The organism is Rhodothermales bacterium (assembly GCA_041391505.1).
Classification (GTDB): Bacteria; Bacteroidota; Rhodothermia; order Rhodothermales; family JAHQVL01; genus JAWKNW01.
In genome coordinates this window covers 64252-90220 of record JAWKNW010000007.1, presented here as the reverse complement: position 1 = coordinate 90220, position 25969 = coordinate 64252, and the positions used below count along the sequence as shown (strand labels likewise).

Sequence of the window (25969 nt, the reverse complement as noted above, 5' to 3'; positions counted from 1 at the left end):
GCCCTCGTCCGCGGCGTCCGTTTGGTCTCGTCCACTCGAGAGGTCAGCGAATCAGGATGACCTTGCCGGCGCGCGCTTCGACCTGCCCACCGGCTCCGGTCGTTTCCAGGCGATAGAAATACACACCGCTTGCCACCGGTACGCCCGTATCATCGGTGGCATCCCACCGAACCTCATACGAGCCCGCGCTCTGGCTGCCTGCTTCCAGTTGCCGCACACGCCGGCCCATGGCATCGAAGACCTCGACCGTTACCGCGCGCGCGTCGGGCAGTGCGTATCGGATGGCCGTCGTGTGACTGAACGGATTGGGGAAACTCGGGTCAAGCATCAACCGATCCGGCAGGCCCGTCTCCGTTTCGTTTGCGACGTACACGTTGTCCACCTCGAATCGCATCGGGATGCTGTAGTAGCCGCCGGTCGTCGATAGATCCAGCATACCCGAATAGACGCCTTCCGCGAGTTGAGCGGTGTTGAACGTTACCTCAATGCGCTGTGCGCCACCGGGTGGGATCGTTCCCTCCGCCGGGGTGACGACGAGCCGGGGTTGCTGGAGGGTCTCGAACGGAAGAATCTGAATAGCCCCGGATGCCTGGGCGGTCGCGCCGGCGTCGTCTTCGACATGGAGGGTGGCGGTATACGTGCCGGGCGCCGCGTACGCATGCGTCGCCATGATTTCATCGCTCGTGGCACCGTCGCCAAAGTCCCACCGATAGCTGACGAGGGCGCCTTCCGGATCTACCGAGTGCGAGGCATCGAAGGTGATCACTTCCAACTCGCTGGCTTCGAGCGCGGACACCACCGCGCTTGCCGTCGGGGGCAGGTTGACTTCCTGGCTCGACGTCCCCAACGCGCGAATCAGGAAGGCGCCGTGTTCGAGCCCGCTGCTCGTCTCGTTGACCAGGTTTTTGTAAATCTGGCCTTTCGCCGCATAGTTGCTGGTGCCCTGCGTGATAGCCCGGGCATCTACGCCGGCCGGGAAATGGATCGCGCCCGATGCCGCGAGCTCGATGAAGAAGCTGTGGTTCTTCTCGAATGCGATGGGTTGTTCGAGCAGGACTTCGAACCAGGCGCCATCCGGAGCCAGATCGAGGTTGACGAACTCGGCCAGCACACGTTGTTGCGTGGAGCGGTTGTAGACCGCGACCCACACCGTGTTGGATTCCACGGCCTCGGTCCGCATGAAGAAGTGGATCCGCTCGAGCGAAAAGCCCGCGTCGTTGAGGCGAAACAGATTGCCCCAGAACAGATCGGTCGTACCATTCCCGAATCCCCAGAATCGATCCGCCCGATGATTGCCATCGTCGTACACGATGGCGTTCGAGGTGGATGCGTCGAAGGAAGCTGTTTCGACGTTATCCGACGCCTCGACGGCCGTAGCGGCCGGGCCGGCCATTTTGCCCGCGGAGGATCCCTCGAAAGCCGGCGTCTCGCGGTTCGAGACGTCGGGTGTCGCAAAAGCAGAAAGCGACGCCTGTTTCGACGGCGTTTCCTGAACCGGGTCCGCGCCGGAAATACGGAACTGCAAATCGGTCGTGCCCTGGTTCTCGATGGTCATCGGCTGCAGGGCCACCCAGTTCTGGGGAATTCCCAGATCGATTTCGGTGATGTCGATCGCCGCGACCGCTGAGCCCGCGGCAAGCTCTTGAGCCCGTTCGACGGCGGCGTCGGCGTCGAGCTTGCCGGCGCCAAACGCCGGGTTGGGCGTCGGTCCCGTCTGCAGATCGGCGCGCGACGTTTCTTCCAGAATCCGAAGCGCCATGCCGGCATCGAGCTGCGGATTGGCTTCGAGCATCAAGGCGAGGACGCCACTCACGTGAGCGGCCGCGATGCTCGTGCCCATCAGCCCATAGTAGTAGCCTCCTTCCAGCACCCATTCGGAATCGAATCCCACGCCCGGGGTGAGATGCGACGAGAGCAGGGAAGCCACGATTTCTCCCGGCGCCGTGAGGGCGATGCCGTTTCGGCCGTCGCGTGTCGGGCCGACGCCGCTAAAGTAGGAGAGTCCGCCGACATCGGGCGTGACGTCCGGGTCTCCGGGCTGGGGACCGGGGTTGCGTACGATTTGCTCCTGGCCGAAGATGTTGGTCAGGGCGGTCTGGTCGACATGAGAGCCGACAGCGATCAGGCCGCGCGCCGTGGCCGGGGAGGCAACGGTGCGGCGGCTGTCCCCGGGGAGGGAGACAAAACCGGCATCCGCCGGCGGATCCTGGAGGAAGCTGCCCTTCTGAACCCAGAGGTCGCTTTCGCCCGAGCCGCCGCCGCGCAATCGGACCGTCCACACCACCTGCTTCAGGTCGACCTGACCGGCCCCCCCGTCGGACAGGGCAATCCGGATGACGCCGTCGCCGTTGCGCTGGTCCTGGGTGGTGAGGGCATCGACGGTGAGATGCCCGCGCACGGCGCCGTCGAACGAGAGGGGGATGGGCAGGCCGAGGCCGCGCGACTGGCCGGCGAAGACGGGGTCGGCCTCGCCGAGAAACAGGAGTTCACCGTTCACGCGCTGGTAGGCGCCGACACTCACCCATTCGATGGCTCCGGTCTCGTACCAGATATTGACGGAAGCCTGCGTGCTGCTTTCGGCGTCGAAAAATGCAACGTATTCGCGGTCCGGCTCCAGGGCGGCGCCCGTGTGCATCGGGTGCGCGGCACCGTTGCCGCCGGCGGCGACGATCAGGCGGCCCGGGCCCACCAGCGCGGTGAGTGTCCGTTCGTAGAGCGAGGTCCCGTCGAGCGGGCCGCTGTAGTGGCCGAGGCTGAGGTTGATGACGGCCGGGCGATCGAGGGCTGCGGCCCGCTTGAAGATGTAGTCGCACGCGGCGACGATATCCGCGTCCGAAAAATCGCCGCTGCTGTCGAAGTTGCGCAGGGCTTTCACGACGATCAGGTCGGTGCCGGGCGCAACGCCGCGGCGGTCGTCGCGAAGGGCGCCGGACCCCGCGGCCACGCCGGCGACGTGGGTGCCGTGCCCGAAGCCTCCATCCCCGTCGATCTGCACGACGGTTTGCGGCGCGGTGTCGATCTCTTCGGCCGTGTATTCGCGTCCCCAGGTAAACGAGGGATCGACCCCGGTCGGCGCGTGGGCGTGATCCAGGTCGGACATGTCCCAGAGGTACCGAATCCGGGTGCCGGTGGAGTCCCGAAGATCAGGATGGGTAAAATCGATACCCGTATCCACGATGCCAAGCACCACACCCTGCCCCTCGAGGCCCGTCCGGGTCAGCACCTCGCGAGCCCGGATGTCAGCCCCATGACCGGGCCCCATCACATAGCTGCGGCCGCTCGCTTCCACGAAGGCGACCTGGTCCAGCATGGCGAGGGCTTCGATGGCCTCGACCGGGGCGCGCACGGCCGCGATGGTGCCGACCACCGCCTGGGGTTCGATCTGCATCGCTTCGAGTTGCGCGACGGGCACGGATCCGACGAACTCGACAAAGAGGTCGGCCACCAGAACGCCGGCTTCGTCCACGCGCACGGCATAGGGCAACTCGGATAGCAACCGCTTATCGTACTGCTTGCCCGCGCCGGGTAAAACCATCAGTGCGCGCGCGCCGGGATCCATTTTGGCCGCGACTACGGCCTCCTGGCCGCGAGCCGGAAGGACGAGTACGCCGAGGAGCAGACATGCCGAAAGGGCGTAGCGATGCAACGATGTGGTGGTAGCCATACAACGGAGGGCGGTTTGGATGTGTAAGGTCCTCGATTCTCGACGCATGCCGGCAGGGGGGCGGCATCGTCGGGAAGGCGCGGGGGCCCTCCCACTCGTAGTGAAGCACGGGCTTAAACTACACGTCGCGGGGCTGAATTGCCAAATGCTTATGGTATAAAAAGAAGTTTTTGTTAAGGGATCAGGCGCCGCTCGTGTAGATGGCGAGATAGAAGTGAACGTCGCCCACGACCTCGACATGGTGGGGCATCTCGGGGGCCACGACGCCGGGGTGGTCGGGGTCGAGCAGGATGGCCGGCGCGTCGTCTCCTTCAAAACAGAATTTGATGGCGCCTTCCATGACGTGGATACGGGCCCAGACCCCGGGTTTGAGCTGGTGGGTCTTGAGCAGGGCCGGCGGGATGGAATCCTGATCGAACAGGGGCGACCGCTGGTGGAGGACGTACTGGTCGGGCATTTCGAGCCGGTCGCAGAGGGGGCATTCGAGCGCCGATCCCCTCATCGAGGCCCGTCCTTCTTCCGTGACGGCCCAGGGGCGCTCGAAGAACGGCGGCTTGTGCCGCACATGCTGTCCGTGACCGCAATCGAGTTCGGCAACCCAGTCGCCTTCGTCATCGCGGTGGTAGCCGGTGATCGTACGCTTCATAGACAGGCAGCGCGTGTTGAGAGTGAAGAGGATACGCGAAAAACAGCGGGCCGCGTCTGAGAAAAAATGCCGGCCACGCTCACCGTGCTGACGGCAAAAGCCCTTCAAGCGATGTGGAGCGTTCCCTGCCACGCCTCAACTGGCGATGCCGAGCGTGTGCAGGCTTGTTTCGAACAGTGTTCCGGTGCACCACGTCCCAAGAACGTTCGGCGCCGGCACGTCCAGTCGAACGCCGTTTGATACACAAGCGTGCCCGTCGGAACGCGCCGGCGCGGCCTCTCTTGACGTGGCCCAGGCGATTCCTTCACGCGACGGTCGGTCTCGCAGTGCCTCGTCACCCCCCGGCACACCGCTACGAGGCAGAATTTATCGGGTCGACGAATCATATTTTGCACATATGTGGTATCCAGACGAATGCGAACCGGCGAAATACCCGCCGGCTCGCATCTTATTGCCGCTCCGTGAATACAAGGCAGGTCAACCCGTCGAAGCATACCTCGCATGTCCGAAGCGCCCGTACTCATCCCATTTCCCGAAGCGCCGGCCGCCACGCAGGCCTCCACAGAGGATCGTGAGCGGTCCCGCCGGAGCATCGTCATCCGGGGCGCCCGCCAACACAACCTGAAGAACATCGACATCGAGCTCCCGCGCGGCAAGCTCATCGTTTTCACTGGTCCGTCCGGCTCGGGGAAGTCGTCGCTCGCCTTCGACACGATCTACGCGGAAGGGCAGCGGCGTTATGTCGAGAGCCTGAGCGCCTATGCCCGCCAGTTTCTGGAGCGCATGGACAAGCCGGACGTCGACCTCATCACGGGGCTGGCGCCGGCGATTGCGATCGAGCAAAAAACGACGACCCGCAACCCGCGCTCGACCGTGGCGACGCAGACCGAGATCTACGACCATCTCCGGCTGCTTTTCGCGCGCATCGGCAAAACCTTTTCGCCGATCAGCGGCGCCGAAGTAACGAAGGATTCCCCGCGATCCGCTGCCGATACCCTCGACAGGACGCTGGAGGACAAGACCCGGTTTTACATCTGCTTCCCGCTGCCCGAACACAAGGGCGTGTCGGTCAAGAAGGAACTGGAAGTCCTCAAACAGCGCGGCTTTTCCCGCGTCGTGGCCTTGCCGACGGAGAAAAAAGCGCAGGCCGGCGAGGAAGAGGTACTGATCGATCTCAACGAGACCGACCCGGACAGCATCCGCATCGCGCGCGAACGGCTCCTGGTGCTTGTCGATCGCCTGGCGGTCAAAAAAGGCGACGAGGCGACGCTGTCCCGCATGGCGGATTCCATCGAGCAATGCTTTCGCGAGGGGGGCGGTCGCTGCGTCGTCAAGGTCCCGAAAGGCGAGGCGATGACGTTCAGCGAGACGTTCGACCGCGACGGGATCCAGTTCGAGGAGCCGACGCCCCATCTCTTTTCGTTCAACAACCCGGTGGGCGCCTGCAAGAAGTGCCAGGGCTTCAGCCGGGTGCAGGGGCTGGACGAGGATCTGATCATCCCCAACCCGGAGCTTTCGATCCGGCAGCAGGTTGTGGCGCCGTTCCGCACGGCGAAGTGGAGTTCCTATTTCAAGGATCTCGTCAAGATGGCCGCCGACGAGCGGATCGATCTGGACATGCCCTATACACTCCTGTCGCCGGACGTCAAGCGGCTCATCTGGGAGGGGAAAGGGAGCTACGCCGGCATCAACGGCTTCTTCCGCTTCCTGGAAAAGAACGCGTACAAGATGCACTACCGCATCTTTCACGCCCGCTACCGGGGCTACATGCGTTGCCCGGAATGCAACGGGTACCGCCTGCGGAAGGAAGCGCTCTACGTCAAGCTCCACGGTCACCACATCGGCGAGATCTGCGAGCTCACGACGCGGGATGCGCAAACCTTTTTCGATGGCCTGAAGCTCACCGCCTACGAGGAGCAGGTCGCCGGCCGGCTGCTGGAGGAAATCCGGAAACGGCTCCAGTATCTGGTGGAAGTCGGGCTTGACTACCTCACGCTCGACCGCCTGTCGCAGACACTTTCCGGCGGCGAGAGCCAGCGCATCAACCTCGCGACGTCGCTGGGGTCGTCGCTGGTCGGTTCGCTCTACGTGCTGGATGAGCCGTCGATCGGGCTGCATCCCCGGGACACCGACCGGCTGATCAAGATCCTGGAGCACCTGCGCGACATCGGCAATACGGTGATCGTCGTCGAGCACGAGGCCGAGATGATGCGCCGGGCCGACCAGATCGTCGATCTGGGTCCGGGCTCCGGCAAGCTGGGCGGCGACGTCATGTTCCAGGGCACCAATGCGGAGATCCTGGTCGATGAACGGTCGTTGACCGGCGCCTATCTGAGCGGGCGGAAGCAGATCGATCTGCCGGCGGCGCGCCGGCCGGTCGACCCCGAAGACGTGATGGTGGTGCGCAACGCGCGGCAGCACAACCTGAAGCGGATCGATGTCACGTTCCCGATGGGGGTGATCACCTGCGTGACCGGCGTGAGCGGTTCGGGCAAATCGACGCTGGTGCACGACACGCTGTACCAGGGGCTGCGGCGCATCAAGGGCCTGCACGACGGCGAGTCGGGTATCGGCAAACACGACACGATCGAGGGACACCATCTGGTGAAGCTCGTCGAGATGGTCGACCAGAGCCCGATCGGCCGGTCACCCCGGTCGAACCCCGTCACCTACGTCAAGGCCTTCGACGCCATCCGCGATTTGCTGGCCTCCACCACCCAGGCCCGCATCCGCGGTCTGCGCCCCGGCTATTTTTCGTTCAACGTGCCGGGCGGTCGTTGCGAGACGTGCCAGGGCGAGGGCATCGTGAAAATCGAGATGCAGTTTCTGGCCGACCTGTATCTGGAATGCGAGGCGTGCAAGGGGAAGCGGTACAAGCAGGACACCCTGGAGATCACGTTCAAGGGGAAAAGCGTCGCGGATATCCTCGACATGACGATCGACGAGGCGGTGGATTTTTTCGCCGGCCACGGCGCGCTGGTCGACAAGCTGTCCGTGCTACAGCGGATCGGCCTCGGCTACCTGACGCTCGGGCAGCCGGCGAACACGCTGTCCGGCGGCGAAGCCCAACGCATCAAGCTCGGCGCCCACCTCGGGCGCACGTCGAATGAGCGGACCCTCTATCTCTTCGACGAGCCCACGACGGGGCTCCACTTCGACGACATCCGCAAACTCCTCGGGGCCTTTCAGGCGCTCGTCGAGCAAGGGCATTCGGTGGTGATCATCGAACACAACCTGGACGTGATCAAGAGCGCGGACTGGCTCATCGAACTCGGTCCCGAAGGCGGCATCCGCGGCGGTTTCGTTGCCGCCGAAGGCACCCCCGAGGCGATCGCGAACAATCCCAAAAGCGTGACAGGGACGTTTCTGAAGCCGCTGATCGGGTAGTAGAGTAAGGTTCGACGATCGGGGATGTTATGCCGCGACGATGATCCTGTACCTATCGCGTCGACCTTTTCCTGCTCAGTGCTCCGCGTGGGGGCTGTGCCGGCCGACGAGCGCCCCATCCTCCCAGGTGCTCTCCATGAACACCTCACCGTCCGGGTCGCGCTGGGTCCAGGTGCCCGACCGTAGGTCGGCGGTATACTGCGTCTCCCAGCGGGGATTCCCGTCCGGGTAATACCAGATTGTCGTGCCGTCTTTCTGGCCGGCCCGGTAGGCGGAGCGGAGCAGGACGTAGCCGTCGGGATGGTAGACGATGCGTTCGCCATCGAGTTTACCCTCACGGTAGTGGAGTTCTTCCGTGACGTGGCCCTCCGGCGCCCAACGTTTGTGGAGCCCGGCCGGCTGGCCGGCTACGAAGTCGCCTTCCGTATACAGCTGTCCGTTTTCGTGCCATATTGCGCGATGGGTCAGGACACCGGCTTCGTAGTCGTACTCCCACGCCTTGACGCCGTTGTCGTGCCAGCTCGTCCATCGGCCTACGCGTCGGCCGTTTTCGAGCCGGCCCGTCAACTGGCCGGGGTCTTCGACGGCGCCGGAAAACGGGGTTTCGGCGCCCTGGAGGTAATAGACGCCGTCGCGCGTTTCGAGGGCGCTGGAGGCGATGGATTGCGCGCCGGCCACGGCCGGGAGCAGCAGCAAGAGCGTGAAGAGGATCGATCGGTGCATGGCAGGGTACCCGTTTATTCGCCGTGTTCGTGTTGCGCGGTCTCGATGAAGGCGGCCCACTGCTTGAGTTCGGTGGGATCCCAGATGCGGGCGAGATCCTTCCTGGCCTGTTCCTCCGAGATGCCGTCGTGGAGCGTGCGGTAGAGATACACGAAGGCCGACGCCCGCATGTTGGCGAAGCAGTGCACGAAGACCTTGCGGTCGCTGTTCGCCTTCATCACATCGAAGAAAAACTGGAGGTCGCGCTGGCTCGGCGCTTCCCACGAGACCGGGATCTGCACGTAGCTGAGGCCGAGTTCCGTCACGAGAAAGCCCTCGAGCCCGTTTCGCGAATCGGCGGCCGGCGCGAGGTTGACGACGACGTCGAAGCCCGCCTCTTTGAGCAGCGGGATCTGGTCGTAGGCGATCTGGCCCGATGAGGCGAGGTCATCCGAGATACGTGTATAGCCGATGATGGTCTCCAGACGGGATTCGAGGTCCGGCGCCTGGGCCGCGGCCCCCCGGAGACACCCGAGGCAGCACAGGAAGGCGATGAGGAATGTGGAAGGTTTCATGGCGTTGTGGGATGCGTGTGAGGAGGCCGGCGCCGGTCAGGCGTTTCCCGGCAGGTCGTGTTTGATAATCGATTCCATGATCTCGACAAACCGGTCGAGCTCGTCGAGCGTCGTGTACAGCCCGGGGGATACACGGATCCCCGACACGGCGGGATGCCGGATGGGTCGGACGACGACGCGGTGGGTGTTCCACAGGTAATCGCGGAGTGCGATCGGATCGATGCCATCCACCGAAACTGTGGTCAGCCCGCACGAAAACGCCGGATCCAGGCTCGTGTGCAGCCGCACGCGATCGTGCGCGAGCAGCCGGTACACCCAGCGGTCGCGGAGGTAGCGGAGCCGCGCCTCCTTGCGCGCCGCGCCGATGGCCTGGTTGAAGGCGAGCGCCTCTGCGCCGGCGAGGAAGCCGGCGAGCGACCGGGTGCCCACGTCCTCGAACTTGCGGATGTCGCCCGCGCCGGCATCTTCGGCGGGCATCAGGGGCCAGACGGATGGGATGCGCTCGCGCCGCACGAACAGGAAACCGGTGCCGTGCGGTCCCATCAATCCTTTGTGCAGGCTGGTCGCATAAAAATCGCAGCCGAGATCCGCCATCCGGAAATCCAGATGACCGAACGTCTGGGCGCCATCGACGAGCACCGGGATGCCACGCCGGCGCGCCATCGCAGTCACCGCGCGCACCGGCATGATCTGGCCGGTCAGGTCGATCATATGGCACAGCATGAGGAGGCGCGTCCGCGGCGTGATGCAGGCTTCGAACCGGGCGACGATCTCGTCCGGATCCTCCGCCGGCACCGGCAGCGCGAACTGCTTCAACACGATGCCGTGGCGCGCGACGCGTTGCCGGAACGTCGCGATCATGCGCGGATAGTCCTGGTCGGTCGTCACGACTTCGTCGCCGGCGCGCAGATCAATGCCGAGCTGACAGATCTCCATCCCTTCGGAAGTATTGCGTGTGAGCGCGAGCTCCTCGGCGTCGCACCCGACGGCGCGCGCCAGCTGGGCGCGCACGGCTTCGAGCTGAGGCATCGTCATGCGCCGATGCACATAAAACGGCATGCGCTCGGCGTAGCTCAGATGACGCAGGTGCGCTTCCTGCACCACGGCCGGCGACGGGTTCACGCCGCCGTTGTTGAGATGCACGATGGATCGGTCGACTGTAAACGCCTGCTGGATCTGTCCCCAGTAGGCCTCGTCGTCCACGGCGGCGTCCGATGCGGCTGGCATCAAGGGCTCGATGCCCGCGTTGCCCGTACGGGACAGCCCGAGCGCCGCCGGCGCGAGCAGTCCGAAAAAGCCGCGTCGGGAGAGGCCGGAGCCGGATGACGGTGTGCGATGAGGACTGGACGTATTCATGATCCTGGCAGTGGTTGCGAGGAAAAACTACGTCCTGCCGGCGGGGCGGCCAACCGGTTATTGACGAACGCCCGGTGGTTGGGACCAGTCGCGGCGGTGCGGGATCGTTCAGGTGTCGGCGAGCCGGCGGAAGGGGATTGTGAGGTCGACGACGAGACCGGACGGTGCGGCGTTGCTCAGCCGCATCGACTGCGCGGCGCCATAGAGCTTCCTGAGCCGGTCCCTCGTGTTGGCGAGGCCGGTCCCGGACGCCGGCTCCTCCGCCGACCCGGTCAGCCCCGGCCCGGTATCAGACACCCGGAGGCGGAGCGATCCGTTTTCGCGCCAGGAGGCGATGCGGACGTGGCCGGCTTCGACCCGGGGTGCAATCGCATGTTTGACGGCGTTTTCGACGAGCGGCTGCAGGATGAGGTTCGGCACGAGCGCGTCCTCCGTGTCGGGGTCGATGGCGAAGGTAACCGTCATCCGGCCGTCAAACCGGATCTGCTCCAGCTCCAGGTATTGCTCCAGAAAGGAAGTCTCTTCGATGAGCGGGACTTCCGGCGTGTCGGAGCTGTCCAGCGCGAGGCGCAGCAGACCACTCAACCGGGTGAGCATACGATCGGCCGCCATGGGGTCCCGGTGCATCAGGGTGGCGATGCCGTTGAGGGTGTTGAACAGGAAATGCGGATGCAGCTGCATCCGCAGCGCCTGGAGCTGGGCGCGGACGAGTTCAGATTCCAGCCGCGCGGCGGTGAGCTCGCGCCGGCGGTATTGTTGATAGTACCGGTAGGCATGCGCGATCCCGACCATAATCGAGTACATCATGAGCGAGAGGTAGACGCTCGTGATCGTATGGAAGGACAGGGCGTCTCGCCAGCCGGAGTGGATATGGCTGAAGACGGGCAGGAGCATCGAGGCGAGCTGGATCGATACATGAAGCACGTAGGCGCCGACGAGGCCGGCCAGCAGGATCGGCAGGTGCCGGGGCCAGAGGCCACGGTCGAGCGGATACTTCAGGCTGAGGAGGAAAATCGGCGGCGCCAGCAAGGCCCAGCCGTACCAGAGTACCGCCGGCCACTTCAGCAGGTCCAGAAACGTCTCGTCGCTGCCAAAACGCATCCGGCGGATCATGTAATCCTGCCCGACGTCGGCCAGGATGAGCACGGTCACGATCCCGAACGACACCACCCAGAGGAGCGCGAGCCGGTTCGCCGGCCAGACCGGCTTCACGTGGTCCGGCCATGATCTGGAAGACGATCGAGACATCCTGTGTCAGTGTTTGAACGATTCGAGCCGATCGCGATACCCGCGGCTCAGGGTGAGCGTGGTGCCATCCGTGAGAACGACGGTGCTTTCGCCGTTATCGGTGGGGATGAGTTCACGCACGCGATCCAGGTTGACGATGGCGGAACGGTGAATGCGCATGAACAGGGAAGGGTCGAGCCGTTCTTCGAGGGCGCCCATCGTGATGCGAACCAGGTGCTGCCGGCCCTCGGCGTGGAGCCGGACGTAATTGCCGGCGGCTTCGATCCAGTCGACCGTGTCGAGCCGGACGAAATAGGTTTTGCTCCGCGCCTTCACCAGTACCCGCTCGAGCGGCCGGCGCGGCGCCACGTCGTTCAGCAGGCGATGCAGCCGGGCCTCGGCGGCACCCAGCGCCGCGCTGTGCACGAGGCGGCGCGCCCGGTCGAGCGCGACATCGAACCGGTCGATGTCGATGGGCTTGAGCAAGTAGTCGATCGCGTGGACCTCGAAGGCGTCGAGGGCGTGCTCGTCGTAGGCCGTGACGAAGATGACCGCCGGCATACGGGTAGCGCCGATGGCCCGGATGACCCCGAAGCCATCGAGTTCGGGCATCTGGACGTCGAGGAAGACGAGGTCGGGATGGTGTGTTCGGATGGCTTCGACGGCCTCGGGGCCGCCGGCGCACTCGCCGGCCACCGAGACGTCCGCGTGGCGCCCCAACAGCGCGCGTACGCGTTCACGCCCGAGCGATTCGTCATCGACGATGAGAGCCCTGATCGTTTCCAAGATGGATGGATTCTGAATAAGAGGCAGCGGTACGATAAGGTAGCCGGAACGGCGTCCTTGCACAAACCGGCGCGGGATGAAGCGGCGGCCGGGAGGGACGAGTCGCGTCGGGGAGGGACGAGTCGTAGGCGCTCAGTCCGGATGGATGTACACCGGCATCTGCCGGCGAGCCAGGCTCCCGAAGATGCCGCGGGCGCCGTCGACGTGGTCTACCGGATTTTCCAGTTCCCCGAGCGGCCGGGTGCCGTTGTCTTCTCGCGTACGGATGAAATCGAAAAGGTTGTCGTCGATCGCATCCACCACCACCTCATTCTCGCCAAAAAATGCCACGGCGATCCACGGGAGCACGATCCGGAGTCGACCATCCCCCACCGGCTCGAAGTTCGCCTCGTTGAGGATGCCCGAGTTGTTGTCGATAAGCTCTTCCCGGGTGACGATCTCGTCGTCCAACCAGCCCTGATACAGCGGCGTGAGTGCGCCGGTGGTGTCGCTGGCGTGGAGTTTCAGGATGTAGATGGCGGACCGGCCCGGGTAGGCGCTTTCGGTGACGTCGACGGTGAAGGTGGCTTGCTGCCGATACACGATGGTGTCCGATGCCGGCGGAAAGAGGTCGAAATCGCCGGGGACGAGCGTCTGCGCCTGGATCTGCGTCCCATCGGGTGTGGTGACGCCGAGCGCATAACGCCGGCCGGCGAGCACGACGACGTCGTTGTCCACCGGCTCGTAGAGGCCCGGGGAGATCTCGACCAGCGGGTATCGTTCCGCGATGCCGGCGCCATCCAGCAACGAGATCGAGGCGGTGGCGCCGCGGACGCCTTGCGTCTCGAACGCGTAGGCGTGCTCGATGGAGGCGGTCGTCGACAGGCGGAGGGCGGGGAGCGCCTCGCCGGCGATGAGGTAGCTCTCGACGACGTATTCGGGTTCGAAGTCGTCCTGCCGGTAGCTGTCGCAGCCGGCCGCGAGGCTGAGGAGGATGAGAGTAAGGAGATGGCGTGTCATGGTTGGATGGATTCGATGATGGGCGGGGCTAAAAACGGACCGTGAGGCTCGCATTCGGCAACAGGGGCAGCATGCGGACGGGGTCGAGCGCGACGGGGTTCTGCTGGAAGTCGTAGTCGTAAAACCAGATGTTGCGGTGGTTGTAGAGGTTGATCACCTGGATCTGGAACTCGGATTCGGCGACGCCGAAGAAGCGGCCCCGGCGCGTGAAGCCGACGTCCAGCCGGTGGTATCCCGGCAGCCGCGAGGCGTTGACGCGTCCGACCACGATCTGGTCGATCGGGACGGAGTTGAAGGGATCGTCGTACTGGATGCGGCCGAGGGCGCGCGTGTACGGCTGGCCGGCGGCGTAGACGAACGAGAGGGTGGTCCGCCACCGTCGGGAGAGGTCGTAGTTGAGCACGAGATTTACGTCATGGATGCGCTCGTACCGCGAGGGGAAGGATGCGCCTCCGTTGACCCCCGGGAAGCGCCGCGTGGAACGGCTGTAGGTGTAGGCGGCGAACCCGGTGAGCGCGCCGTCTGTTTTTTCGAGCATCACCTCGGCGCCATAGGCCAGCCCCTCGCCGTACCGGAAGTAGCGCGCGTACGGCAGGCCGATGGGGTCCTGAAGGTTGGGATCCAGTTCGAACAGGTCGTTCATGGTGCGGGCATAGGTCTCGATGTCGAGCCGGTAGCCTTTCGCCGGCACGGTCTTGATGCCCAGGCCGAACTGATCGCCCCAGGCTGGCGGCACCCCCTTGCCGGCGCCCAGCCAGATATCCATCGCCGTCATCGAATAAAACGAGGCGAGGGTGAGGTACTGGTAGTAACGGCCGTACGCCGCCTGCACGCGCAAATCGGGAGACAGGTAGCCTTCGACGGACAGCCGGGGCTCGGGCCGGAGGGCGTCATCCGATGCATAGCGCTGCACGCGGAGGCCGGTCTTGATGCTCCAGGCGGCCGCGGGGCGCCAGACATCCTGGAGATAGGCCGCGACATAGGGCGTCCGTCTCTTGAGGTCGAAAGCCCCTTCGCCTTCGCCGCGGTCGTGCAGCGACAGCATGATCTGGCCCGCCCACAGGCCGGCCTCGATCTGATGGCGTTCGCCCGGCGCATATTCCATGTCGGCCTTGAAGCCGGCCTCCGTCACTTCGTTGCGGCGCGAGAACGGGCTGCCGCCCAGCGAGAGGTCGGGGTTGCTGAAATAATGCGAGCCGGTCAGCGCGTAGGTGGCGAAGAGCCTGTGCGAGAAGAGATGCGTCCAGATGAGTGAGCCAGTCCGGTTGCCGTAAGGAAGGTCGATCGAAAAATCCTGAACGGGCGACATCCGGAGTTTGTCCAGCCCCGCATAGGTCGCGAGCGACAGGCGATCCTTCGGGCCGGCGTCGAGGTTCAGCTTGGCGTTGACGTCGTAGAAGTAGAACGTTTCGGGAATGCCGTCCGCGCCGGAGCGGAGCGCGGCCAGGATGGGCTCGAGGGTGGAGCGCCGGGCGGCCAGCATCCACGAACCTTTCTCGAACGGCCCTTCAATGGACGCCCGTGAGGCGAGCAGCCCCAGGCTTACACTCCCGTGCGCCTGTTCGCGGTTGCCGTCTTTATTGTAGACATCGACGACGGAGCCGAGCCGGCCGCCGAACCGCGCCGGGTAGCTGCCTTTGTAGATCTGGACGTCCTTGATCGCGTCGGGGTTGAACGTCGAGAAGAGCCCGAAGAAGTGCGACGGGTTGTAGACGGTTGTGCGATCGAGCAAGATGAGGGTCTGATCCGGGCTGCCGCCGCGGATGAGGAGGCCGCTCGAGAAGTCGCTCGAGGCCTTGATGCCCGGCAGCATCTGCAGGGAGCGGAACAGGTCGGCCTCGAATACGGCGGGCAGTTGCATGACCAGCTGCGCCGGCATCCGGTTGACCCCGAGCCGGGTGCGCTCCTCTTCATCCTCCCGTTCACCGGTGACGACCACCTCGTCGCCGACGAGGTACTCCGGCTGCAGCGCGACATCGACGCGCGGATGCGCTCCGGGGCGGAGGGTAACGTCGATCCGGCGCGTTTGATAACCGATGTACGACACCGCGAGTATATAGTCGCCCGGCTCCAGCCCGGAGAGCATGTAGTAGCCGACCGTGTTCGTCGCCGCGCCCTGGGCGGTGCCGGCGATGACGATGTTCGCCATCAGCAGCGTCTCCCCCGAGGAGGCGTCGGTGACGTAGCCGTGGATGGTGCCCTGGGCGCGGGCCGTGGCCGCGGTGCCAATAAGGAGGCAAAAAAGTGTTAGAAAGAAAGAATGAATGCGATTCATGGCTTTTGGGTGTATGAATAAGCATGCGATGGCCGGCGATGGGCGCACGTAGCCTGTGCGGCGGGGCGAGTCCGTCGCGGGGAGAACGTGAATGCGGCGCCGGCCGCGTCCCGACCGGCGATGCCTCATGGCGCGATCAGCGGCGCGCCGAGAGCCTCAGGCCGAGCGAGAATCCCGGCCAGATGGTGTAGGATGTGCCGCGCCACGACCCGGACTCGATTTTCCAGGGGATGGGCAGGCCGGTCGAGGCGTCTTCGTAGAGCAGCAGGTTGAGGGCGGGGCCGGCGACGAGGTCGAGATGCGGCGCCACGCGGAAGCCGAGCAGCGCCCTGAGCTGGATGCGGTGTTCGGACGGTTCCTCGTTCCAGCCGGTCGACTGGTAGAGGGCGTCGATGGTGTTGTAGAATCGGGGTCCCAGCGAAAAATCGACGCCCAGGCCGGCGAGCGTCGATGCGCTGGCGCCGAACGCGTTGGGGCGCGCGGCGATGCCGATGTAGTTCGCAAAGCGCCGGTTGCCGCTCCGCAGCACGGTCGAAACCGTGCCGGTCTCGTCCACGAGCACGTCGTACCGGAGCCCGACGTCCTTCACGAAACTGACGAGGCCCAGCGGGAAGCCGTCCAGCGATTCGGCGACGTTGACGAGGCCGATCTGCGCGCCGCGGGCGGGGCCCGCCACGTTGAGCAGCGAGATCTGCGCGCCGACGAGTTCACCGGCGGCGACGTTCGCCACGCCGGCGACCTGGACGCCGTACGCCGCGAGGGCGAAATTGCCCGCGCCGGAAGCCTGCAAGCCGCTCAACGCCCCCGACTTGTTCAGCAGGCCCGCCCCCTGGACGCCGCGCACCCGATCTCCGGCGATGTTGATCGTTCCGGCGAGCTGCACGCCGGTCGCCGACCCGGTCGCCAGGTTCAGCGTGCCGCTCCCCTGGACGCCGCGCACCGACCCGTTGGCCTGGTTGGCGACGCCGGCAAGCTGGACGCCGATCAGGTCGTCGTTCAACCCGTTCACGACGCCGGCGAGCTGCACGCCGTCCAGCGACCCGTCGATCAGGTTCAGGATCCCGCCCATCTGGACGCCGTGCGAGGCGTTCTCGGCCGTGTTGAAAATGCCCGAGATCTGCACGCCGTCGAGCGTGTCGCGCACCATGCTGGCGATTCCGCTCAGCTGTACGCCGCGCACGGGTTCAGGACGCGCGCTGACGAGCAGGCCGGCGGAGACGGGTCCGACCTGGACATCCTGTGCCCCGATCGACACGGGCCCCAGTTCGAGGCGCCCGGGGGTTTTTTCCTGGCGGGAGCTGACCACGACCTCGCCGAGCGGCAGGGTGGCGGCGTCGAGCGTGGCGTCGAGCGTGACGGTCTGGCCGGGTCGCACCTGCACGTCGTCGATCCGTCTGGGCTGGAAGCCCACCATGGTGACGACGATGTCGTAGTGGCCGGCCGGCACGTGCGTGACCGTGTACCGGCCATCGGGGCCGCTCGCGGCGCCGGTAGCGATGCCGGCGATCCGGATGTGCGCGCCGGGGAGCGGCTGGCCGTCTTCCGTGGCGTGCACCGCGCCGGCGATCGATCCCGATCCGATGCCGGCCTGGGCGTAGGGTTTCATCGCCGAGGGGCGGAAGATGACGAACACATCGCCGGCCGACGCATCCACCTCGAGACCGGTGCCGCTCAGGATGCAGGCGATCGCGGCTGTGTTGTCGTCCGGCAGCGCGGGGCAGCCGGATTGCTTGTTTTCGAGCAGTTCGGGGGCGTAGGCGAGCTGCAGGTGGCGCGCTTCCGCCAGTTCGAGCAGCGCGGCGTCCAGCGGGGGGGAAGCGGCATCGCGGTGCGTTTGCGCGTAGGCCGCCGGCGCGCCCGCCGCCAGCCATCCGGCCACCAGGGCGGCCAGGGTCCGTGTTGTTTTCATGTCCGTTTCCTCTATCAATCGGGGGAGGCGATCAGGTAGCCGTCCCCTGTTTTTCGGTAGCTGTATCCGCGAACCCGCGCGATGGCGGCCAGCACCTGCTCGGCATCCTGTACGTCGTTCAGGACGAGGCTGATGCGTACCTGACGCAGGGAAGCCGGCGAGGCCGCGACGCGGGTCGCGAAGCGGCGCTCGATCTCGTCGAGCACGGCGCCGATCGGCTGGTCGATGAACGTCATGCCGCCGTCGCGCCAGCTGATGCGCTGATCCACATCGATCGGCTCCGGGGCGGTCGGTTCGTCCGTGCCGGCGAGGCGACTCATCTGGCCCGGTGCCAGCACGACCGGTGCGTCGGGGCGCGCCCGCGCCGAGAAGCGAACGCGGCCGTCCTGCAGGACCACCGTGGTCTCCGCATGGTCCTCGCCGGGCCAGGCGCGCACGTTGAAGCGGGTGCCCAGCACCGTCACGTGGCCATTGAAGGTGGTCACGGTGAACGGGGTGTCGTCGTGGACCACCTCGAAGAAGCCTTCTCCGTCGATCTCGACCCGCCGCGCGCGCCAGCCGAAGCTTCGGCGATAGGTGAGGCGGCTGCCGCTGTTCAGCTCGACCCGCGATCCGTCCGGCAGCGTGGCGGCGAGGCGTTCGCGGGCCGGGGCGGAGAGCGTCACCGGGCGCAACCCGATGGCGACGCCCAGCGCGACGAGGGCGACCAGCGACGCGGCGATCCAGATGCGGCGCATCCGGGGGGCGGGGCGGGGCGTCCGGTCCGGGGCGGCGGTGCGCGGTGTACGGGTCTCGGCCAGCACGGCGGCGCGGAGGTCGGCGAAGCGGGCGTCGTCCGGCGCCGGCGCCGGCCCCTGCGCGCCGCCGGCCATGCGCCACACCTGTTCGAGTTCATTTCCGGATTCTTCGGGGTGCGCCTGGAGCCAGGCCTGCACGTCGGCCGGCAGGGGTCCGTCCGGCGGCTCGAAGCCCCGTTTCGGGTTCTCGTTCATGATGAAAGCCCTCCCAACTGGTACTGTCGAAGGCGATCGCGCAGATACTGGAGCGCCAGCACGATGTGTTTGGTCACGGTCTCCGCGGAGAGGTCCATCACCTGCGCGATCTCGTCGTGGCTGAGCCCCTCGAACCGGCTGAGGCGGAAGGCCTCCTGCCGGCGTGGGGGGAGTTCGGCGATCCACTCGTTCATGGCATCGTTCAGCCGGCGCGCATCGAGTTCTTCGGAAACCGGGCTGCGCGACGCCGGCGCCTCGCTCGCCAGGGCAGACAGGGCTGCCGATTCGCGCTTTTTCATACGGTTCTGATTGAGAGCCAGCGTGTAGACGATCCGGTACAGCAGTGCCTTGAGCGAGCGCGACGGATCCAGCGTCGCGCGGAGGCGCCAGAGTTTGATGAACGTCTCCTGCAGGACATCGTAGGCGGCATCGCGGTCGCCCGTGAGCTGCGTCGCGTAACGCAGCAGCGGGTGATGCCAGGCCGCCATCAGCTCATCGAGCGCGGCGGTATCCGCATCCCGAAGGCGTCGGGTCCAGTCCTCGAAGGTGTCGTCTGCCATGCGGGCGGTTTTGCGGTTCGTTCGGGGGAATTACACCGCGAAGAGGAAGAGGCGGTAATCGGGCAGCGATTTTTTTTGGGGAAAGGGAATATAGGCAAACGCCCCCGCCGGATCGGCGGAGGCGTTGGGCAACGAGCGGTCGCCCGGTGCGGGATGCGGCACGATGACGGGGGCTCCGTTTCACCGTTCTCACGGCTCACCGAATCATTTCATGAGGGTTATTCGCCGCGTTTCACCGAACCCGCCGCCCTGGACGCGCAGCAGGTAGACGCCCGAAGCGAGATGCGCGCCGTCGAGGACGAACGTGGAGGTGGTGCCGGCGGAGACTTCGCCGTCCTGCAGCACCGCCACCTGCCGGCCGAGCGCGTCGTGTACCGTGACGCGCACCCGGCCCGACTCGGGCGGGGTCAGAACGACCGTCGCCTGGGTGTTGAACGGGTTCGGGAAGAGGGAGAGGGTTTCCCGGGGCGACGCGGGGAGGGCTGGCGCGGGCGCGTCGGCAGGCCCGGCATGCTGGGTGGTGAGGAAGGACCCGGGCCCGGTGCCCAGCGGGCCGGCGGGTGCGCTGAATTCGCTCGTGTTACCGTCCGCGTCGGTGGCGGTGAGCACCACGTACAGGGTGGAATCCCAGGCGACGCTGTTCGCGTCGATCTCGAACGAGACGAGCGAATCGGGCGAGGTGTAGCTGTGGGTCCCGATGAAGGATTTCGCCTGGCGGTCGGTGGCGGAGTCGACCAGGTAGGCGTCGATGGTGAGAGGGTACGGGACGACGGCGCTATCGGAAGAGACCGAATAGTCGATGATGAGCGCGTCGCTGCCCGGGCGGTAAAACGCGCGCGACACATCCGGGTAGTTCATCAGCATGTTGGCCCCGGTGTCCGCGTCGCCGGCGTCGTTCAGGGTGATGCCGTCGAAAAAGCCGAGGTTGATGCCGAGGCTGTCGCTGGTTATCACGTCCTTGTTTTCAAAGAAAACATTTCCCCGGATCGTGTTCGCCGCGGCGGCCCAACTCAGCACCACCACGCCCCCGGCGCCGTTGTAGGCGATGATGTTGGCCTTCGGCGCCGACAGCGGGATTTCCGCGTTTTTGCCATAACCGACCTTGTTGCTGTCCGAGGCGGGTGACCAGAAGATGATGCCGGTCAGGCTGTTGCCCAGGTCGTTGCCGGCCTCGTTCGTGCCCACATAGTTGCCCTGGATCGTGTTTTGGGGTCCGAAAACCATGATGCCGTAGCCGCTGAAGGCCACTATGTTGCCATACGCCGCCGTTCCGCCGACCGTATTTTCCGTCCCGCTGATCTCGATTCCATTCGTATTGCCCAGGTCCATGCCGGCGGCGTTCGTGCCTATATAGTTGTTGCGAACGACGTTGCGGTCGCCGTTCAACTCGACGCCGCCGCTGAAGTGAAATCCGATGATGTTGCCCATGTCGCGGCTTGTGCCGCCGACGATGTTGTCGTCGCCGCTGACGACGATGCCGCCCTGCGGGACGCCGAACGGGTTGCCTACGATACCGTTCCGCAGGTTGTCGCCGGCCTCGTTGGTGCCGATGTAATTCCCTCGCACGAAGTTACCCGCGCCGCCGGCGATTTCGATGCCGGAGCCCAGGTTGTGTCCGAGCACGTTGCCCTCGCCGGCCTTGCCGATCTTGTTGCCGTTGCCCGAGACATAAATGGCCGAATCGCTGTTGCCGAAATCCGAGCCGTCCTGGTAGAGGCCGACATAGTTCTCCAAGATCGTGTTGTCGTTGCTCTCGACGGCGATGCCGTGGACGAACCGGGTTATGGTAAGACCGCGAATGGTGCTGCCGTGCGAGCCGGTGGCCAAGGTGAGGCCGATCGTGCGCTGATCCAGCGGGACTTCCGTGTACCCGTCGATGACGACCTCGCCTCCGGCCGTCGTGCCGTCGATGGTGACGGGAGCCGTGATGTCCGGCAGATCCGAGCCCGAGATGTCGATGATGGCCCGACCGTTAGCGAGCGGGATGTTGGTGAACTGGATGATGTCGGCCCCGCCGGCGTTGGGAAAGGCGTTCGCCTCTTCGATGGCGGCCCGGAGCGAGCAGTTCAAATTGGCCAGACTGGTTCTGCACAGCCCGTCGCCGGGCGAGATGTCCGACTGGTTGCCCCGCGTGTTGACTTCGAAGACGGTCTGGGCGAAGGCCGGCATGCCGGCGGAGGTAACGACGGCAAGCACCAGGAGCAGGATCAGGAGGCGTGGATGAACGGGTGTTATAGACATGGATGGGTCCTCTGTTAAGATGGGATACGATGATCCTGGCGACATCCACCCGCAAAACAGGCCGTTCCGAGAGAAAACTTTTTATGCGCTGACCGCGAATTCCATCCGGTCGCCACGTCGTGCATCCCGGCACCCGGGGATCGCGTAGCGTACATCGCGATACCTTTCGGCCGTTCATCGCGCCTTAAGGATGGTGGTCGGGTGCAGTACCGTGCTGCGGAACGTTTCGTGGCGTTCGGCATAGGGCATTCAAGACCGCCATGCACCACCACGCCAATACTCGTCTTTGTGCAACGAACCCGGTGAGTCCCCTGATACCGAAGCGCATCGCCCTTTTTACAGGCGCTTACACCCATATAGCTGACGGCGTCTCGCTGACGCTAAACCGGCTTGTTTCGCATCTGGAATCGCGCGGCAACGAAGTCCTCGTCATCGCGCCCGAGAAGCCCGTACCGGCCATCCCGTCGTCGCCGGGCCGCATCGTGCCTACGCGCTCCTTTCCCATGCCGGGGCGGCCGGAGTACCTGATTTCGCGGGGGCTGACGTCCGCGATCCGGAAAGAGGTCCGCGCCTTCAAGCCGGAGCTGTTCCATCTGGCCTCGCCCGATATGCCGGCCGTGAACGCGATTTTCATGGCCCGCAAGATGGGTCTGCCCGTCGTCGCGTCGTACCACACGCATTTTACCTCGTATTTCGACTACTACCGGATGTCGTGGCTCGAGCCGGCCGTGTGGCGCTACTTGCGCTGGTTCTACGGGCAGTGCCGGCAGGTCTACGTCCCCTCGCGCTCGATGGCGGACGTCCTGCGCGGACACGGCATCTCGGAGCGGCTCTATCTGTGGGAGCGCGGGGTGGACACGTCCCTCTTTAATCCTGGTCGCCGCGCGATGGCGTGGCGCCGACAGCTGGGTTTCGGGGATGACGAGGTTGTCGTCTCTTTCGTGAGCCGGCTCGTGGTGGAGAAAGGGCTCGATGTCTACGCCGAAGTGATCGATGGGCTGAAGGCGCGCGGCATCCCGCACCGCAGCCTGGTTGTGGGCGATGGGCCGGCGCGCGAGGAATTCCAGGCGCGGCTGCCCGAGACGGTCTTCACGGGCGCGCTCCGGGGCGAGGAACTGGGACGGGCGTACGCCTCGTCGGACGTGTTCCTCTTCCCCAGCCACACCGAGACCTTCGGGAACGTCACCCTCGAAGCGATGGCCTCCGGCCTGCCCACCGTATGCGCCGACGCGACGGGAAGCCGTTCGCTGGTCAAGCACGGCGTGACGGGGTATCTGGCGGAGCCGCAAAACGCGCCGGCGTTCCTCGAACAGGTAAGCCGGCTCGTGCAAAACCCGCTGCTTCGCACCCATATGGGCCATCAGGCCCTCGAACGCGCGCAGGGATACGCCTGGCCGATCATCCTGGGCAAGATCGAAAGTTACTACGACGCGCTGCTCCACCCGGAAATTCCGACGCGCGAGGTCGATCTGACCCCCGCGGCCGCGATGATGAGCGGTGCCTGAGCCAGGGAGGAGCGCGTTGGATGGCCTTCGCCGGCGGTAAGGGGGCGATCGTTTTTTCGCTCTCGGCGTGTATCTTTCCGTATGGGGTCTGGGTGTACGGGGGTATGACCGACTTTTAACGCACGTCCTACTCCCACCGCGCCAGACTCCCATACCATCTGATGCTCGCCCTGCCTGATCCTCCATCGCCCGTGCGCCTTCTCTTCGTCTCGCATTCCTTTCCGCCGGTCGACCGACCGCTCGCCAATGTCGGCGGCATGCAGCGCGTGGCCACCGAATTGTTCGAGGCGTTCGGGCACATGGAGGACGTGGAACGACACGGGCACCTGCTCCGCACCTCCTGGCGCATGACGCACGCGCGGATTCCCCTGTTTCTCTGGCGGACGCGCCAGCGCCTTCGCCAGGTGGCCCGCGACCGCAGTGTGGATGTGGTCCTGTTCTCCTCGATGGTGACGGCGGCCGCGGCGGCGTGGGTGCAGCCGGCGCTGCGCCAGAGCGGCATCCGAACGGCCGCCATCGTCCACGGACAGGATGTGACGACGCCCTTCGGCCCGTACCAGCGGTTCGTCCCGCGCGTATTCGATGCGCTCGACGCCGTGCTGCCGGTCAGCCGGGCCACCGGCGCCCAGTGCACCGAGCGAGGGCTGCCCGACGCGAAGCTGCACGTGGTCCCGAACGGGGTAAAGCTGGATCGTTTCGCACCGCTCACGTCCCGACCCGCCATGCGCGCCGAACTGGTCCGCGCCCTTGGCGATCCGGCGCACCCGCTTCCGGAATCGGCCCTGCTCCTTTGCAGCGTGGGCCGGCAGGTGAAACGGAAGGGATTCGCGTGGTTCGTCGAGCAGGTGATGCCGGCGCTGCCGCCCGACGTGCACTACTGGCTCGCCGGCGACGGTCCCGAGACGCCCGCCATCCAGGCCGCCGCCGCCCGGCTGGGACTGGGCGACCGCGTCCGCCTCCTCGGCCGCGTGTCCGACGCCGACCTCATGCGGCTCTACCGCGGCGCCGATCTGTTCGTCATGCCCAACATCCCGGTTCCTGGGACGATGGAAGGGTTCGGTGTGGTGATGCTGGAGGCCGGCATCAGCGGCCTGCCGGCGATTGCCGCGCGGCTGGAAGGGATCCAGGACGTCGTCGCGGAGGGTGAAAACGGGCACTTCGTGGAAAGCGGCGACGCCGGCGGCTTCATCGAGGCAATCCTCCGGTACGACCGGGACCGCCACGCGCTGGCCCGAGCCTCTGAGCGGGCCGCAGCGTATACCCGCGAAACCTTCAGCTGGGAAGCCGTCGCCCGGCGGTATGTCGACGTGCTCGGTCAGCTATCCACGGTGGCCTCCTGATCTCACGCACCGTACTAGGCCGGCCCGCATCCCGCATCCCGCCAACATCAATACGTCAATGAAACGCCGCTCACCGCTCACGATCGTTCTGGCTTTGCTGTGTATCGGCCTCGGGCTCTGGTACGAATACGGGCGAGGCACCGTTGCGACCGAGACGCCTGCCGGCACCATCGAAACGGCGTTCGCGGAGCAGGCGCGCGACCTGCCCGTCGAGGGCGAGGGCGTCGTGCTGCGCATCCTGTCGGACGACAACGACGGATCGCGTCACCAGCGGTTCGTGCTGGAGCTGGCTTCCGGCCACACGGTGCTCGTCGCGCACAACATCGATCTCGCGCCGCGCCTGGAGGGCATCGCGCGCGGCGAGCGGGTGCGGTTCAAGGGGGAGTACGCATGGAATCCGGAAGGCGGCGTCGTGCACTGGACGCATCACGACCCGCAGGGCCGGCATGCCGGCGGATGGCTGGAGTACCGCGGGACGCGGTTCGAATGAACTACAGCGTCTTGATCCGGATATTCCTGAACCAGATCGGGGCGCCGGCGTGTTTTCCCTGGAATCCGATGTGCCCGTAGGTTGGCAACTCGGAAAACGGGGTGCTCAGCCACGCAGGGATTTCTGATCCGTCGGGATTGGCCTTGGCGGACGTCCAGCGGCTCATATCCATGTCGATCACCTGCTCGCCGTTGAGCACCACGGTGAGGTGCCGGCCGCGCGCCGTGATCGTGAACCGATTCCACTCGCCGGGATGCTTGACCATCTTCTTGCTGGCCGCCAGGTGGCCGAACACGGCGCCGCACTGCCAGGTCGCCGGCGACTCCGCCCATTCCTTCGCGTAGTCGTCCGCGATCTGGATCTCGACCGAGTTCGGGATCCAGTCGACGATATCGCTGCCGTAAATAATGACGCCGCTGTTGGTGCCTTCGGCCGTCTTGAATTCCAGGTCGATCATGACGTCGTCGTAGACCTTCGCGCTCCACAGGTTCTGGTCCTCCGTGGCGGTGAGGATGCCGTTTTCGAAGCTCCAGATGCCGGCGGGGAAGACGGCGTTGGAGAGGTCGGGTTTGAACAGATCCTGCCAGCCTTCCCCGTCGCTGTCCGGATGGCCGGACTGGGCGCGGGCGGGGATCGAAACAAACAGACCCAGGATCAGGAGAAGCCGGTACGGCGCGGTGCGTGACATGGCAGGCAAACAGGCTGAATGAAAGCAGGTTCGGGAACGGGGGATGTCCTCAGTGTACTGGCTGCCGTGCTGCCGCGCAACCTCACGGGCAATGCTTCGTCCACCCGGAAACCGTTCACCAGACCATCGCCGTTTATGAAATCGATCGCCGGACGTCTCGTCTGTCTGCTTCTGTTCATCGCTCCGGCCGCCCGCGCCCAGGACGACACCGCCGGCGTACGACGCGCCGCGCTCGATTATATCGAGGGATTCTACGAGGGGGATTCGACCAAACTCGTCCGCAGCGTGCACCCGACAGTGACCAAATTCGGCTATTACATCCCGCGCGGGCAGGAGGCCTACACCGGCGAGCCGATGTCGTACCAGGCGATGATGGATTTCGCCAACGCCGTCGCCGCCAATCCGGCCCGGAAGGCCCGGCCGGACGCGCCGAAGGAGGTCACGATCTACGAGGTGCAGGACCAGACGGCCAGCGCGAAAGTCGTGGCGTGGTGGGGCACGGATTATCTGTTGCTCGGCAAGTACGACGGGAAGTGGATGATCGTGCACGTGCTGTGGCAGTCGCCGCCGCGGGGGTAGCGGTACTCTCGCCATAAATCGCTACCTTCGGGAATCTCAATCCGGCTC

20 protein-coding genes are annotated in these 25969 nt (G+C 65.5%); 5 read left to right on the top strand and 15 right to left on the bottom strand.

Translation table 11 applies throughout. From position 1 onward, the window contains the following. Positions 1-43: 43 nt before the first annotated feature. Together R2834_09195 and R2834_09190 are read right to left on the bottom strand one after the other, a co-directional pair. Entirely contained in the window at positions 44-3664 is a 3621-nt protein-coding gene (locus tag R2834_09195; GenBank protein ID MEZ4700494.1) for a S8 family serine peptidase, read from the bottom strand. A 181-nt stretch (positions 3665-3845) separates the two neighbouring features. After that, the gene (locus R2834_09190) at positions 3846-4310 is read right to left on the bottom strand and encodes a DUF3565 domain-containing protein (GenBank protein ID MEZ4700493.1); all 465 of its coding nucleotides are present in this window, start codon (positions 4308-4310) and stop codon (positions 3846-3848) included. A gap of 501 nt (positions 4311-4811) precedes the next feature. On the opposite strand from R2834_09190, the gene uvrA reads away from it, so the two are divergent. Further along, the gene (gene uvrA, locus R2834_09185) at positions 4812-7697 is read left to right on the top strand and encodes an excinuclease ABC subunit UvrA (GenBank protein ID MEZ4700492.1); all 2886 of its coding nucleotides are present in this window, start codon (positions 4812-4814) and stop codon (positions 7695-7697) included. 75 nt (positions 7698-7772) lie between these two features. On the opposite strand, the gene R2834_09180 is transcribed toward uvrA, so the two are convergent. The 12 genes from R2834_09180 to R2834_09125 form a co-directional block, all read right to left on the bottom strand. Continuing rightward, positions 7773-8420 carry a hypothetical protein gene (locus R2834_09180; GenBank protein MEZ4700491.1) on the bottom strand — a complete coding sequence of 216 codons (648 nt, stop codon included), beginning with the start codon at positions 8418-8420 and terminating at the stop codon, positions 7773-7775. A gap of 14 nt (positions 8421-8434) precedes the next feature. Beyond that, entirely contained in the window at positions 8435-8974 is a 540-nt protein-coding gene (locus R2834_09175; GenBank protein MEZ4700490.1) for a protein tyrosine phosphatase family protein, read from the bottom strand. Positions 8975-9010: 36 nt separating this feature from the next. After that, complete coding sequence (locus R2834_09170; GenBank protein ID MEZ4700489.1) at positions 9011-10330, bottom strand: aminotransferase class V-fold PLP-dependent enzyme; 1320 nt, start codon at positions 10328-10330, stop codon at positions 9011-9013. A gap of 108 nt (positions 10331-10438) precedes the next feature. Continuing rightward, on the bottom strand, positions 10439-11578 hold the full coding sequence (locus R2834_09165; GenBank protein MEZ4700488.1) for a histidine kinase: 1140 nt from the start codon (positions 11576-11578) through the stop codon (positions 10439-10441). Positions 11579-11584: 6 nt separating this feature from the next. After that, on the bottom strand, positions 11585-12343 hold the full coding sequence (locus tag R2834_09160; GenBank protein ID MEZ4700487.1) for a LytTR family DNA-binding domain-containing protein: 759 nt from the start codon (positions 12341-12343) through the stop codon (positions 11585-11587). A 132-nt stretch (positions 12344-12475) separates the two neighbouring features. Then, positions 12476-13342 carry a DUF4249 family protein gene (locus R2834_09155; GenBank protein ID MEZ4700486.1) on the bottom strand — a complete coding sequence of 289 codons (867 nt, stop codon included), beginning with the start codon at positions 13340-13342 and terminating at the stop codon, positions 12476-12478. Between the two features lie 28 nt (positions 13343-13370). Beyond that, positions 13371-15617, bottom strand: a complete 2247-nt coding sequence (locus R2834_09150) for a TonB-dependent receptor (GenBank protein ID MEZ4700485.1) — start codon at positions 15615-15617, stop codon at positions 13371-13373. Between the two features lie 136 nt (positions 15618-15753). Further along, positions 15754-17526 carry a carboxypeptidase-like regulatory domain-containing protein gene (locus tag R2834_09145; protein ID MEZ4700484.1) on the bottom strand — a complete coding sequence of 591 codons (1773 nt, stop codon included), beginning with the start codon at positions 17524-17526 and terminating at the stop codon, positions 15754-15756. 14 nt (positions 17527-17540) lie between these two features. Next, positions 17541-18518, bottom strand: coding sequence for a FecR domain-containing protein (locus R2834_09140; protein ID MEZ4700483.1), 978 nt, complete (start codon positions 18516-18518; stop codon positions 17541-17543). Then, positions 18515-19078 (bottom strand): sigma-70 family RNA polymerase sigma factor, encoded by a 564-nt coding sequence (locus R2834_09135; protein ID MEZ4700482.1) that lies wholly within the window; start codon positions 19076-19078, stop codon positions 18515-18517. The genes R2834_09140 and R2834_09135 overlap by 4 nt, the downstream gene beginning before the upstream one ends. Before the next feature lie 30 nt (positions 19079-19108). After that, positions 19109-19240 (bottom strand): hypothetical protein, encoded by a 132-nt coding sequence (locus R2834_09130; protein MEZ4700481.1) that lies wholly within the window; start codon positions 19238-19240, stop codon positions 19109-19111. A gap of 42 nt (positions 19241-19282) precedes the next feature. After that, positions 19283-21319, bottom strand: coding sequence for a T9SS type A sorting domain-containing protein (locus R2834_09125; protein ID MEZ4700480.1), 2037 nt, complete (start codon positions 21317-21319; stop codon positions 19283-19285). 302 nt (positions 21320-21621) lie between these two features. On the opposite strand from R2834_09125, the gene R2834_09120 reads away from it, so the two are divergent. The 3 genes from R2834_09120 (at position 21622) to R2834_09110 (ending at position 24654) form a co-directional block, all read left to right on the top strand. Next, entirely contained in the window at positions 21622-22824 is a 1203-nt protein-coding gene (locus tag R2834_09120; protein MEZ4700479.1) for a glycosyltransferase family 1 protein, read from the top strand. A gap of 191 nt (positions 22825-23015) precedes the next feature. Continuing rightward, positions 23016-24164, top strand: a complete 1149-nt coding sequence (locus R2834_09115) for a glycosyltransferase family 4 protein (protein MEZ4700478.1) — start codon at positions 23016-23018, stop codon at positions 24162-24164. A 58-nt stretch (positions 24165-24222) separates the two neighbouring features. Beyond that, positions 24223-24654 carry a DUF3465 domain-containing protein gene (locus tag R2834_09110; protein MEZ4700477.1) on the top strand — a complete coding sequence of 144 codons (432 nt, stop codon included), beginning with the start codon at positions 24223-24225 and terminating at the stop codon, positions 24652-24654. Between the two features lies 1 nt (position 24655). On the opposite strand, the gene R2834_09105 is transcribed toward R2834_09110, so the two are convergent. Next, positions 24656-25342, bottom strand: a complete 687-nt coding sequence (locus tag R2834_09105; protein MEZ4700476.1) for a DUF1080 domain-containing protein — start codon at positions 25340-25342, stop codon at positions 24656-24658. A gap of 135 nt (positions 25343-25477) precedes the next feature. On the opposite strand from R2834_09105, the gene R2834_09100 reads away from it, so the two are divergent. Further along, complete coding sequence (locus R2834_09100; protein MEZ4700475.1) at positions 25478-25921, top strand: nuclear transport factor 2 family protein; 444 nt, start codon at positions 25478-25480, stop codon at positions 25919-25921. The last annotated feature ends 48 nt before the right edge of the window (positions 25922-25969 follow it).